The 12,325-nt window shown below is 64.2% G+C and carries 12 protein-coding genes and 1 tRNA gene; 7 read left to right on the forward strand and 6 right to left on the reverse strand.

Annotated elements, in window-relative coordinates; genetic code table 11:
- Positions 1 to 101: 101 nt before the first annotated feature.
- Positions 102 to 177 (reverse strand) — tRNA-Ala (locus AC3CCE_RS14505).
- 173 nt (positions 178 to 350) lie between these two features.
- Positions 351 to 743 (reverse strand): TIGR02300 family protein, encoded by a 393-nt coding sequence (locus tag AC3CCE_RS14510; RefSeq protein ID WP_023683538.1) that lies wholly within the window; start codon positions 741 to 743, stop codon positions 351 to 353.
- A 206-nt stretch (positions 744 to 949) separates the two neighbouring features.
- Between AC3CCE_RS14510 and aroA the strand changes: the two genes are divergently transcribed.
- From aroA to AC3CCE_RS14530, 4 genes are all read left to right on the forward strand, one after another.
- Entirely contained in the window at positions 950 to 2,308 is a 1,359-nt protein-coding gene (gene aroA / locus AC3CCE_RS14515) for a 3-phosphoshikimate 1-carboxyvinyltransferase (RefSeq protein WP_352626389.1), read from the forward strand.
- Between the two features lie 240 nt (positions 2,309 to 2,548).
- Entirely contained in the window at positions 2,549 to 3,193 is a 645-nt protein-coding gene (gene cmk, locus AC3CCE_RS14520) for a (d)CMP kinase (RefSeq protein ID WP_352626387.1), read from the forward strand.
- A 205-nt stretch (positions 3,194 to 3,398) separates the two neighbouring features.
- Positions 3,399 to 5,096, forward strand: coding sequence for a 30S ribosomal protein S1 (gene rpsA / locus AC3CCE_RS14525; RefSeq protein ID WP_023703671.1), 1,698 nt, complete (start codon positions 3,399 to 3,401; stop codon positions 5,094 to 5,096).
- A gap of 248 nt (positions 5,097 to 5,344) precedes the next feature.
- Positions 5,345 to 6,166 (forward strand): MOSC domain-containing protein, encoded by an 822-nt coding sequence (locus AC3CCE_RS14530; protein ID WP_352626385.1) that lies wholly within the window; start codon positions 5,345 to 5,347, stop codon positions 6,164 to 6,166.
- Positions 6,167 to 6,301: 135 nt separating this feature from the next.
- Here AC3CCE_RS14530 and AC3CCE_RS14535 read toward each other — a convergent pair whose 3' ends face one another.
- The 4 genes from AC3CCE_RS14535 to AC3CCE_RS14550 all read right to left on the reverse strand — a co-directional run bounded on the left by AC3CCE_RS14535 (position 6,302) and on the right by AC3CCE_RS14550 (position 10,283).
- Positions 6,302 to 7,009, reverse strand: a complete 708-nt coding sequence (locus tag AC3CCE_RS14535; RefSeq protein WP_352535866.1) for an SDR family NAD(P)-dependent oxidoreductase — start codon at positions 7,007 to 7,009, stop codon at positions 6,302 to 6,304.
- A gap of 186 nt (positions 7,010 to 7,195) precedes the next feature.
- Positions 7,196 to 8,776 (reverse strand): 5-guanidino-2-oxopentanoate decarboxylase, encoded by a 1,581-nt coding sequence (locus AC3CCE_RS14540; RefSeq protein WP_023739671.1) that lies wholly within the window; start codon positions 8,774 to 8,776, stop codon positions 7,196 to 7,198.
- Positions 8,773 to 9,441 carry a TetR family transcriptional regulator C-terminal domain-containing protein gene (locus tag AC3CCE_RS14545; RefSeq protein WP_352626383.1) on the reverse strand — a complete coding sequence of 223 codons (669 nt, stop codon included), beginning with the start codon at positions 9,439 to 9,441 and terminating at the stop codon, positions 8,773 to 8,775. Before AC3CCE_RS14545 ends, AC3CCE_RS14540 begins: the two co-directional genes overlap by 4 nt.
- The gene (locus AC3CCE_RS14550) at positions 9,411 to 10,283 is read right to left on the reverse strand and encodes a dimethylarginine dimethylaminohydrolase family protein (RefSeq protein ID WP_352626382.1); all 873 of its coding nucleotides are present in this window, start codon (positions 10,281 to 10,283) and stop codon (positions 9,411 to 9,413) included. The genes AC3CCE_RS14545 and AC3CCE_RS14550 overlap by 31 nt, the downstream gene beginning before the upstream one ends.
- On the opposite strand from AC3CCE_RS14550, the gene AC3CCE_RS14555 reads away from it, so the two are divergent.
- From AC3CCE_RS14555 to AC3CCE_RS14565, 3 genes are all read left to right on the forward strand, one after another.
- Positions 10,210 to 10,365 carry a hypothetical protein gene (locus AC3CCE_RS14555; RefSeq protein ID WP_196813766.1) on the forward strand — a complete coding sequence of 52 codons (156 nt, stop codon included), beginning with the start codon at positions 10,210 to 10,212 and terminating at the stop codon, positions 10,363 to 10,365. The genes AC3CCE_RS14550 and AC3CCE_RS14555 overlap by 74 nt on opposite strands.
- A 144-nt stretch (positions 10,366 to 10,509) precedes the next feature.
- Positions 10,510 to 11,325 carry an ABC transporter ATP-binding protein gene (locus AC3CCE_RS14560; RefSeq protein ID WP_023736885.1) on the forward strand — a complete coding sequence of 272 codons (816 nt, stop codon included), beginning with the start codon at positions 10,510 to 10,512 and terminating at the stop codon, positions 11,323 to 11,325.
- Between the two features lie 54 nt (positions 11,326 to 11,379).
- Positions 11,380 to 12,180: a transporter substrate-binding domain-containing protein gene (locus AC3CCE_RS14565; RefSeq protein ID WP_023671323.1), complete on the forward strand. Its 801-nt coding sequence runs from the start codon at positions 11,380 to 11,382 to the stop codon at positions 12,178 to 12,180.
- Positions 12,181 to 12,325 lie beyond the last annotated feature (145 nt).

The following is a 12,325-nucleotide window of genomic DNA, read 5'->3' on the forward strand; positions in this document are numbered from 1 at the left end:
GGCTGAGGTGCGGGCGCTGGCGGCGGCGATGATGGTTCAGGCGCCGACTGGCAGGCGACAAGCACGAATGCCGCGAAACCGAGCGTCGGAAAAAGACTGTTTGGTGGAGCCAATCGGGATCGAACCGACGACCTCTTGAATGCCATTCAAGCGCTCTCCCAACTGAGCTATGGCCCCACTCCGGCAGTCAGCCGTCGCCGTTGCCGGCGAGAGGTCCGGCGCGGGTTTCAGGACCGCGCCGTTTAGTGCAGGCGGCTTCTAACCCCGCCTTCCCTGAAGATCAAGCCTTCGAGGGCCGCTTTTTCGTCATAGCCCGTGAACGCCGCTAAATGCATGCGTTCGAAGCGTTCCTAGACTTCGTCGTCGTCGTCGCCGACGCCGATCATGTCGGCGACGTCGTCGTCTTCTTCCTCTTCGTCGGCAAGGAAAGTATCGTCCTCATCGTCGCCTAGATCGACATCGTCCTCGTCGTCGCCCAGATCGGGAAGCTCGTCGCCGGCCTTGACGTCTTCGTCGGCCTCTTCAAGCGAGACGACTTCAACGCCTTCTTCTTCCTCGGCGTCCACTTCCTTCTCGGCCACTTCCTCTTCCTCTTCGAGGGCGGCGATCTTGCCGTCCTCGAAATAGGAACGCGGATAGGTCTTGCCCGTATAGGGCGAGACGATAGGGTCCTTGTTCAGGTCGTAGAATTTTCGGCCCGTTTCAGGGTCGACACGCTTTGTGCCAAGTTCGTTTTTTGCCACGTCAAGCCTCGTCAGTAAAAGAGTGGTCCCCTTAACCACAGTTTACCGCGCTGTCAAAGCGAAAAGCCGGCGTCACAAAACCAAGCACTGAAAGGCCTCGCGCCAAGCGACGACCATGGGGATGACCATTCGTGCCCGCCGTGATACGAGACCGCCGCAACAAATGAAAAGCGCCGGTGCGCCGGCATTCCGTCCAGGGAAATTCCATGTCTCACGCCGCCGCTGCCAAGCCGGCCACCGCCCGCAAATCATCCGCCCTTTCCGGCACCGCTCGGGTGCCGGGCGACAAGTCGATTTCGCACCGTTCCATGATGTTCGGCGGCCTTGCCTCCGGCGAAACCCGCGTCACCGGCCTGCTCGAAGGCGAGGATGTGATGCGCACGGCGGCCGCCATGAAGGCGATGGGCGCGCATATCGAGAAGCGCGGCGCCGAGTGGGTGATCCGCGGCACCGGAAATGGCGCGCTGCTGCAGCCGGAAGGCCCGCTTGATTTCGGCAATGCCGGTACCGGCTCCCGCCTCACAATGGGCCTCGTCGGCACTTACGACATGGAAACGACCTTCATCGGCGACGCATCGCTGTCGGGACGGCCGATGGGCCGCGTGCTCGAACCCTTGCGCCAGATGGGCGTGCAGGTGCTGAAGGCGACGCCGGGCGACCGCATGCCGATCACGCTGCATGGGCCGAAACACGCCGCGCCCATCACCTACCGCGTGCCGATGGCCTCGGCGCAGGTGAAGTCGGCCGTGCTGCTGGCAGGCCTCAACACGCCCGGCATCACCACCGTGATCGAGCCGGTGATGACGCGCGATCATACCGAAAAGATGCTTAGGGGATTTGGCGCCAATCTCTCGGTCGAGACCGACGAGCGCGGCGTGCGCCACATCTTCATCGAGGGCCAGGGCAAATTGACGGGGCAGACCATCGCCGTGCCCGGCGACCCCTCCTCGGCCGGCTTCCCGCTGGTCGCGGCACTGATCGTGCCGGGTTCGGACATCGTCATCGAGAACGTGCTGATGAACCCCACCCGCACCGGCCTGCTTCTAACGCTGCAGGAAATGGGCGCCCAGATCGACATCTTGAACCCGCGCAATGCCGGCGGCGAGGATGTCGCCGATCTGCGCGTGCGCTACTCCGAGCTCAAGGGCGTCTCCGTGCCGCCCGAGCGGGCGCCGTCTATGATCGACGAATACCCGGTGCTGGCTGTTGCCGCGAGCTTCGCCGAGGGCGAGACGCTTATGCAGGGGCTGGAAGAGTTGCGGGTGAAGGAATCCGACCGACTGGCAGCGGTTGCCAATGGGCTGAAGCTCAACGGCGTCGACTGCACCGAAGGCGAGGCTTCGCTCGCGGTGCGCGGAAAGCCCGGCGGCAAAGGGCTCGGCGGCCATCCCAATGGCCAGGACACGACGGTGCAGACGCATCTCGACCATCGTATCGCCATGAGCTTCCTGGTGATGGGGCTGGCAACGGAAAAGCCGGTGACCATCGACGACGCCGCCATGATCGCGACGAGTTTCCCGGAGTTCATGGGGCTGATGACGGGGCTCGGTGCGGAGATCGGGTAGGTTGATGTCAAGCGCAAAGCAAGCAGAGATGTCGGCGGGACAGCACCCCCCTCTGTCCTGCCGGACATCTCCCCCGCAAGGGGGGAGATCGGCCGTCACAGCGGCTTTCGCCAGTTTTCGAAATTGCAGGAAAGAGTGGGGCGCAGAAGCTTCTGATCTCCCCCCTGGAGGGGGAGATGTCCGGCAGGACAGAGGGGGGCGCGAAGGATCGCGGCGTCTGTCTTTCGTGTTGGCCCGCCAATGACCTTCACCATCGCCATCGACGGTCCCGCCGGCGCCGGCAAAGGCACGCTTGCCCGGCGGCTCGCCGACCACTACCGCCTCAATCTGCTCGACACCGGCCTGACCTACCGCGCCGTCGCCTATGCGCTGCTTCAGTATGCGCTGCCGCTCGACAATGTCTCGGCGGCCGAAACCGCCGCACGCCAGGTTGATCTGGCAAAGCTCGACCGTGCGGTGCTGTCGGCGCATGCTGTCGGCGAAGCGGCTTCGAAGGTAGCGGTTTACCCTACCGTTCGGCGCATCCTGGTCGAAAAGCAGCGCGATTTCGCCAAAACGCCGCCGGGCGCGGTGCTCGACGGGCGCGACATCGGCACGGTCGTGTCCCCTGACGCCGACATAAAACTCTATGTGACGGCGAGTGCGCAGGTCCGGGCGCAGCGCCGGCTGGCGGAAATCGAGAGCATCGGCGGCACTGCCAATTTCGCCGAAATCCTTGCCGATATCATGCGCCGCGACGAGCGCGACATGGGCAGGGCCGACTCGCCGCTGAAGCCGGCGGCGGACGCGCACTTGCTTGATACCTCCGAAATGGCTATAGAGGCCGCGTTTCTGGCGGCCAAAGCGATCATCGACGACGCCTTGGCCAAGAGAGATAAAGCCTGATCCAGGGTTTTCCCGCTGCCACCGATTGCCGGAAGCGAAGAAAATACCCATATCGGGCACGAACCAGCCTGCCAGCATTCTTCATGCGCCGGAATTGCCGCTTAGGCGGCCCAGGGCTTTTGTAGCCCGGAACGCCGGCAGGCCAACGCAACGCTAACCCACGGCGCCCGTCCCGCAAGAGATGCGGGGCACTCCAGGAGAAAATATGTCAGCTGCAAATCCCACTCGCGACGATTTCGCGAGCCTGCTCGAAGAATCATTTACCGCCGGCCACTCCGGCGAAGGTCAGGTCGTCAAGGGCACGATCCTGGCGATCGAAAAAGACATGGCCATCATCGATGTCGGCCTCAAGGTCGAAGGCCGCGTGCCGCTGAAGGAATTCGGCGTCAAGGGCAAGGACTCGACGCTCAAGGTCGGCGACACGGTCGAGGTCATGGTCGAGCGCATCGAAAACGCGCTGGGCGAAGCCGTCCTGTCGCGCGACAAAGCCCGCCGCGAAGAGAGCTGGGTCAAGCTCGAAGAGAAGTTCACCAAGGGTGAGCGCGTCGAAGGCGTCATCTTCAACCAGGTCAAGGGCGGCTTCACTGTCGACCTCGACGGCGCCGTGGCCTTTCTGCCGCGCAGCCAGGTCGATATCCGCCCGATCCGCGATGTCTCCCCGCTGATGCACAACCCGCAGCCCTTCGAGATCCTCAAGATGGATCGCCGCCGCGGCAACATCGTTGTGTCGCGCCGCACCGTGCTCGAGGAAAGCCGCGCCGAACAGCGTTCGGAAATCGTGCAGAACCTCGAAGAGGGCCAGGTTGTCGAAGGCGTCGTCAAGAACATCACCGACTACGGTGCGTTCGTCGACCTCGGCGGCATCGATGGCCTGCTGCATGTCACCGACATGGCGTGGCGCCGCGTCAACCATCCGACCGAAATCCTCAACATCGGTCAGACGGTCAAGGTGCAGATCATCCGCATCAACCAGGAAACCCACCGCATCTCGCTCGGCATGAAGCAGCTCGAGAGCGATCCGTGGTCCGAGATCGGCACCAAGTTCCCGATCGGCAAGAAGATCAAGGGTACCGTCACCAACATCACCGACTACGGCGCGTTCGTCGAGCTGGAGCCGGGCATCGAAGGCCTCATCCACGTTTCGGAAATGTCGTGGACCAAGAAGAACGTGCACCCCGGCAAGATCCTGTCGACGACGCAGGAAGTCGACGTGGTCGTGCTCGAGGTCGATCCGGCCAAGCGCCGCATCTCGCTCGGCCTCAAGCAGACGCTCGAGAATCCGTGGCAGGCTTTTGCCGCGAGCCATCCGGTCGGCAGCCAGGTCGAGGGCGAGGTCAAGAACAAGACCGAGTTCGGCCTGTTCATCGGCCTTGAAGGCGACGTGGACGGCATGGTGCACCTCTCGGACCTCGACTGGACCCGTCCGGGCGAGCAGGTCATCGAAGAGTACAATCGCGGCGACATGGTCAAGGCGCAGGTGCTCGACGTCGACATCGACAAGGAGCGCATCTCGCTCGGCATCAAGCAGCTGGCCAAGGATACGGTCGGCGAAGCGGCGACTTCAGGCGAACTGCGCAAGAACGCGGTCGTCACCTGCGAAGTCACCGGCATCAAGGATGGCGGCCTGGAAGTGCGGCTGGTCGACAGCGGCATCGAAACCTTCATCAAGCGCAACGACCTCAGCCGTGACCGTGACGAGCAGCGCCCCGAGCGCTTCTCGGTCGGCCAGAAGCTGGACGCCCGCGTGATCGCCTTCGACAAGAAGACCCGCAAGCTGCAGGTCTCGATCAAGGCGCTGGAAATCGCCGAAGAGAAGGAAGCCGTCGCACAGTACGGCTCTACCGACTCCGGCGCTTCGCTGGGCGACATCCTTGGCGCCGCGCTGAAGAAGCAGGGCAGCTAAGCCGCTTCGCGCGCAGCGCGTAAGTCGCTTCGCGCAAGCGTAAACCTCGGCTGCGCCTCACGCGCGGCTTGAACAAGAAGACCCGCGGGCCGCAAGGCTCGCGGGTTTTTTCATGCTCGGCGACGCGGTTGGCACAAGACAAAGACGGCGGAACCCCTTCAATTCCGCATGCGCGGCTGTAGGCTCGGCTGTCGTTGCAGACGTAAACACGGAAGTCCGGCCCTTCGGGCAACGGAGAAGCATGCGCGATGAAGGTCGTCGAACTCTATCGCTATCCGGTCAAGAGCCTGCGCGGCCATGCCGTGCCGAGCGCCGACATCGAGACAATGGGCATGGAAGGCGACCGCCGTTGGATGGTCGTCGACAAGGATGGGCAGTTCCTCACCATTCGCCAGATACCTGATATGACGACGATCGACGTCGAGCATCGCCAAACGGGCATCCTGTTGAAGCATGACAGGCATGGCTCGCACTTCGTCGAGGCACCGGCTCCCGGCACCGCGCTCCGGCAAGTCAAGATCTGGAAGGATATGGTTGCCGCGCGGCCGGGCGATCCGGCCGCCGGTGCATATCTCTCGGCTATTCTTGGCCGGCCCGTCGACCTCGTCTATTTCGACGATCCGCGAAACCGGCCGGTCGATGCGGAATTCGGCCAACCCGGCGATTTCGTCGGCTTTGCCGACGGTTTTCCGCTGCTGATCGCCACGACAGGCTCGCTGAACCATCTGAACAGCCATCTTGCCACGCCCATCGAGATGGCGCGGTTCCGGCCAAACATCGTCGTCGACGCAGACGGCGCATGGCTCGAAGACAGCTGGAAGACGATCCGCATCGGCGCTGTCGAGTTTCGCATCGCAAAGCCCTGCTCGCGCTGCGTCATCACCACCCGAGATCCGTTGAGCGGCGAGCAGCCGGACCCGCGCGAGCCGTTGCAGACGCTTGGCAAACTCCACCGCTCCGCCAAGGGCGGCATCATCTTCGGCCAGAATGCGATTCCCAACAACGCCGGCGCGATCGCCATCGGCGACGCAGTCGAGGTCGTGGAAGCGGGCGTCTCGAACCTGACGTAGTCGCAGGCCTTCTAATGCCGTGGAGGCGTCGGCGGTCGCCATGATTGAATGGCCAACCTCCGCTGTAGATCAGGCGAGGTCGGCAAAGACCGCCATCGGAAGCCAAACCAAATGAGTCGCCTGCGCGGCGGAACTTCAGGCGCGGCCGTAAAGTGGCGCCAGCGTCCCGCTCATCGCCAGATTGGCCGGTGATGCCAGATAGGCGATTGCCTCGGCGGCGGCTTCGAGGCTGACCCATTTGCCGAAATCGGAATCCGGCATGTCGGCGCGGTTGGCCGGCGTATCGAGCGTCGAGGGCGCTACCGCGTTGACCAGTATGCCTTTGTGCTTCAGCTCTTCCGCCATCGCCACGGTCATCGCCGCCACCGCCGCTTTGCTCGCGGTATAGGCGACCATGCCCGCGCCTCTGCGCGGGTCGAGCCCGGCGCGTGCCGTGACATTGACGATGCGGCCCGCTGTGTTCGAGCCCAGCATGGAGCGCACTGCCGCGCGGCAGCACAGAAAGGCGGTGCGGGCGTTGGTGTCCATCATTTCGGCAAAGGATGCGGATTCGATTTTCTCGACGGGGGCCATGGCAAAGCCGCCGGCCAGATGGATGGAGGCCCACAATTCGGGAACGCTGTCATAGAAGGCATCGACCTTGGCAGGATCGGCGAGATCGACATTATGCGCCAGCCGGACGCGATCATGGGCCGCGAAGGGGAAATGCGAGGGGGCCGACGCGTGGGCATTGGGCACATGGCAGATCGCGCCGTCCGCCAGCAATTTGCCGACGACCGCGGCACCCAGCGCCCCGGTGCCACCGGTCACCACGATATGCTTGCCCTGAACTGTTTCCGTCATCCTGGACGCTCCTGTCGTTTCTTATATTATGTCGCTTGTCGTGCCGCGCCGACGCAGAGCGTCGCGCCTTTTGCACGATCACTCAACCGACATCTCGACATGGCAGTTGTTGCGTCTTTGCATCGCTCGAAGCCGCCGACCGCCCCTTCCGACCCCCGCGCATGGACGTACGGGCGCGGCCAGGCGTCAGTCGATGGTGATTTCGATGACGTGCGGCAGTCTGGTTGCGCGTGCGCGCTTGAGCGCATCGGCGAGACCGGCAGTACCGGCAAGCCGTTCGGCTGATATGCCGTAGGCCTCGGCCAGCTTGCAGAAATCCGGCGGCGCCGGCGACACGCCGACCGGCTCGACGCCGACATCGAGCATCGACGTTTCGATCTCGCGATAGCCTCTGTTGTTCCAGACGACGAAGATGACCGGTGCGGGTGCATCGAGCGCCGCGCCCAGCTCCGGCAAGGTGAACTGGAAGCCGCCGTCGCCGGTGAGGCAGACCACCGGCACGCCGGGCATGGCAAGGGCTGCGCCGATCGCCGCCGGTGGTCCGTAGCCGAGCGCGCCGAAACCGGTGGCGGCGTTGAACCAGCCGCCTGGCCGGTCATGGTCGTAGTAAAGGTTGGCGGCGTAGATCGGCTGGGTGGAATCGCCGACGATGATGGCGCCCGGCAGCGCGTCGCGAATGGTTTCCACCGCACGCACCTGCGCGGCATAAGCCGGGCTGAGCTCGGCAAAGGCCGCCTTCCTCGACGCGGCTGCGCGGCTCTCGCCGTCCTTCGCCGCGGCATGATCAGGGTGGAGCGCGCCAAGCAGTGCGCCAAGCGCCTCCGCGCAATCGGCCTGGATGCCGACGCTCACCGGGCGGCGGGCGAGCTGGTCGGCGCCGATATCGATGCGGATCAGGTTGGCGGGCAGCACGAAGCCGCCGTCGCTGTAACCGTCATAGTCGGTCGGGCCGAATTCGGTGCCGGCAGCGATGACCAGATCGGCGTCTGCCATCAGCGCACGCACCGCCTTCAGGCTGGGGCTGGCCGGCACGCAAAGCGGATGCGCGTGCAGCAGACCGCGCGCATTGGCGGTCTGGACGACAGGTGCGCCGAGCCGCTCGGCCAGGCGCTGCAGTGGCTGTTCGGCGCGCTTGGCGCCGCCACCGGCAAGGATCAGCGGCCGGCGCGCGGCTGCGATCAGTTTGGCTGCCTCGGCAATGGCCGCGCCATCCGGCGCCGGCGGCGCTGCATTGGTGAGCGAAGCAGCGATGCCGTCGGCCGGTTTGACCATGACGTCGGTCGGGATCTCGATATGGACGGGGCCTGGCCGCGACGACGAAAACAGCGCAAAGGCCCGCGCCAAAGCGCCCGGCAATTCGCTGGCCTCGGTGACACGCTGCGAAAACAGCGCCACCTTCTCCATCATGCCGCGCTGGTCCGGCAGTTCGTGCAGGAAGCCCAGCCCCTTGCCCAGCGTCGGCATCGCGTTGACGCCCGAAATCACCAGCATCGGCACCGAATCGGCGCGCGCCTGGCCCATTGCGGTGATGGTGTTGGTCAGCCCCGGTCCGGTGATGACAAAGGCAACGCCCGGCCGGCCGCTGGCACGGGCATAGCCGTCGGCCATGAAGCCGGCGCCCTGTTCGTGACGCGGCGTGACATGGCGTATCTTTGAACGCGCCAGCCCGCGGTAAAGCTCGACAGTGTGGACGCCAGGAATGCCGAAAACGGTGTCGACGCCATGCGCTTCGAGCAGCGTGATCAGCGCTTCGCCGATGGTGGTCATAGGTTCTCTCCCTTTTGCGGCGCGAGGCCGAGCTCGGCCTCTATGGCTTTGACGCCGATCGCCGCCAATTCGCCAGGCGAGAACATCTCTGCGGCCAGACAGCCTTCGATCCAGAGCCCGTCGATGATCGCGTTGATGGCAATGGCATGGCGGCGCAGTTCATTTGCGTTTGGCCTGCGCTGCTCGGCGCCGAGCACTTCGGCAACGACTGCTTCCACCTCGTTGCGAAAGCCAAGATAGCCTTCGCGGTGGGCGCGAGCCAGGCTCGGATCCGCGCCGGCGCGGCCGATGAAGGTTGCCCAGAGCGAAAACACGCGTGCATCGATGATCGGGGCGTTGAGGTTGGCGGTAACGAAGGCCGCAAGGCGCTGGCGCGGCGCGGCGTCTTCCATGAGCAATGCCGCCTTCGCCTGCTCGGTCATACGGCCCATCAGCGCCGCGTACGCTTCCTGCAGCAAGTCTTCCTTGCCGGGGAAATAGTGCCGGATCAGCCCCGCGGTGACGCCGGCGCGCAGTGCGATGGTGCGCAGGCTGGCGCCCTCCAGCCCATGTTCGGCCACGCTGTCCAGGGTCGCGTCGATCAGATCCTGCCGCCGCCGCTCCTCGCCCTCGCGGCGGAACTTGCGGCGCTCATTCATTGCCGCAGGATGGGCCGCGTCAGGCATGTCGGCCCACCTTCGCAGGCGATGCAGAGGGCATCCGCCTCGAAGATTTGAACCGTGCAGCCGGCGGCTTCCATCGCGGCCCTGGTCTTGGGAAAGCCGGCGACGGCAATGACTTTATGCGGGCTGGTCGGCAGCACGTTCAGGCTGAGGCCGTTGGACGCGGCAAACTCTTCGGCGTCGCCTTCCACCAGCCGGATGCCGCGCGCCTTCAGCAACTGGTAGAACGGCGCCGGCAAAAGCGGTGAATAGACCAGGGCCAGGTCGTCGGCCAGCGGGCTGATCACCGACATCAGATGCAGGCACGCCTCCTCGCCCTGCCACAGCGGCAGATCGAAGCCGTAGACGGAAATGCCGAGCGGCGTCAGCAGGTTGGAAACCTGCTGTATGCCTTCCTGGTTGGAGCGCACCCCGCGCCCGATTACCAGCGTGTTTTTATCCAGCCATACGCAATCGCCGCCTTCGACCTGGCCGGGAGCCTCGACGCGGCCGAGGATAGGAATACCCAGGCGTGTGTAGGTTTCCTCATGCAGCGATGGCTCCCGGGCGCGCAATGGCTTGCCCATGGACAGGATCAGCGCGCCGCGGTCGGTCATCAGCGACGGGTCGTGGGTGAATACGGAATCCGACAGCCCGTCGGCATTGTCATCGATCCATTCGATTTCGGCGCCGGACGCCGTCACCAGCTCAGCGAGAGCCGCGTGCTGCGCCGCCGCTTTCGCCGGGTCGAAACCCGGGCCATATTGCCAGATAGCCCGGTCGGCACCGCGCATGGCATTGGCCGCCGACCGCATCAGCACGCGCCGCAACGGCGCCGCCATGGACTGTGATCCGAAAGCGCTCATCGGTGCCCTTTTCAATGCCGTGTTCAGGGTGAAAAAAATGGAAGAAATTTCATCGGAGGCTATTTATACACTTGCACAATAAGGCCGCAAGTGCCGTAATGAGCGGGATTGACGGGCTCGCGCTGTTGGGTCCATGCTGAAGTCTGGAGTGGGCATTACAGCGTATGTTGATTAGCCGGATAGACGTTCGACGATCTGCCGTGGACCCTGTGGCAGAGGTTCCCCGGTGAGCGCGGCGGGAACCGCCAGAGTCCAATCCGGCAAGGCGCAGGACGGCGCTGCCGAGGCCATCCATGTCGAGAACCTGCACAAGAAATTCGGCCATCTGCATGTGCTGAAAGGCGTTTCGCTGTCGGCGCGCGACGGCGAGGTGATCGCCATTATCGGCGGCTCGGGTTCCGGCAAGTCGACGCTGCTGCGCTGCATCAACTGCCTGGAAAACCCGACCAGCGGCATCATCCGCGTCAATGGCGAGGAGATCAAACTCAAGGCCGACAGCCACGGCCACACCGTGCCCGCCGACCGCCGGCAGATCGAACGCATCCGCGCCAAGCTCGGCATGGTGTTCCAGAACTTCAACCTGTGGAGCCACATGACGCTGATCGAGAACGTCATCGAGGTTCCGGTGCATGTTCTGGGCGTCAGGCGCGACGTGGCGATCAGGGAAGCCGAAAAGCTTTTGGCGCGCGTCGGCCTCGCCGAAAAGCGCGACGTCTATCCGGCCTATCTCTCGGGCGGCCAGCAGCAGCGCGCGGCGATCGCCCGCGCCCTGGCCATCAACCCGCGCGTCATGCTGTTCGACGAGCCGACCTCGGCGCTGGACCCGGAGCTGGTCGGCGAGGTGCTGAAGGTGATCGGCGACCTGGCGCGCGAGGGCCGCACCATGGTGCTGGTCACGCATGAAATGAAGTTCGCCCGCGAGGTCGCGACCCATGTCGTCTACCTCTGCAACGGGCTGGTCGAGGAAGAGGGGCCGCCGGAGCAGATATTCGGCGCACCGAAATCCGAAAGGCTGAAGCAGTTCATCCGCAACATCGGCTAGGACAAGCCGGGACGGAAGAAAACCGGGAACCAACAACAAACTGGGAGTCGTGACATGAAGACTGTTCTGAAAACATTCGCCGCAGCGCTGCTGCTCGGCGTCGCCGCCATGGGCGTGGCCAAGGCCGATCCGGTCAAGATCGGCGTCGCCGCCGAGCCCTATCCGCCCTTCACCTCGCCGGACGCTTCCGGCAAATGGGTTGGCTGGGAAATCGAGTTCATCGACGCCGTCTGCGCCGAGGAGAAGCTCGACTGCGTCATCACGCCTGTCGCCTGGGACGGCATCATCCCGGCGCTGACGACCAAGAAGATCGACGTCATCGCCAGTTCGATGTCGATCACCGCCGAACGCGAGAAGACCATCGACTTCTCGGACAAGTACTACAACACGCCGACCGCCATCATCGGACCGAAGGACCAGAAATTCGGCGCCACGCCGGACGATCTCAAGGGCAAAGTGCTCGGCGTGCAGGTGTCGACCACCCATTCGGCCTATGCGAAGAAGCATTTCGGGCCCACGGCTGCCGAGATCAAGGAATACCAGACGCAGGACGAAGCCAACAACGATCTGGCCGCAGGCCGCCTCGACGCCGTCCAGGCGGATTCGATCGCGCTCGACGCATTTCTGAAGTCGGACCAGGGCAAGGCCTGCTGCGATCTGAAGGGCATGGTGGCTCCGGACGATGAAGTGCTCGGACCGGGCGTGGGCGCCGGCGTGCGCAAGGAAGACACCGACCTTAAGGCCAAGATCAACGCCGGCATCAAGGCGATCCGCTCGAACGGCAAATATGACGAGATATCGAAGAAATACTTCGATTTCGACATTTACGGTGGTGGCGGCGCGCAGTCGAACTGACGATCCTCGCATGAGCTGAGGGGCATGGCGCCAACGCCATGCCCCTCCTGCCCGACCTTTCCCAGACATGCTGCCACCGACGCTGCCGTCGGCGGTGGTTGAAGCCAGCAATCCGGGGGCGACGCTGATCGACGCACTTCTTTCG

This window comes from Mesorhizobium sp. P160187 (assembly GCF_057766425.1).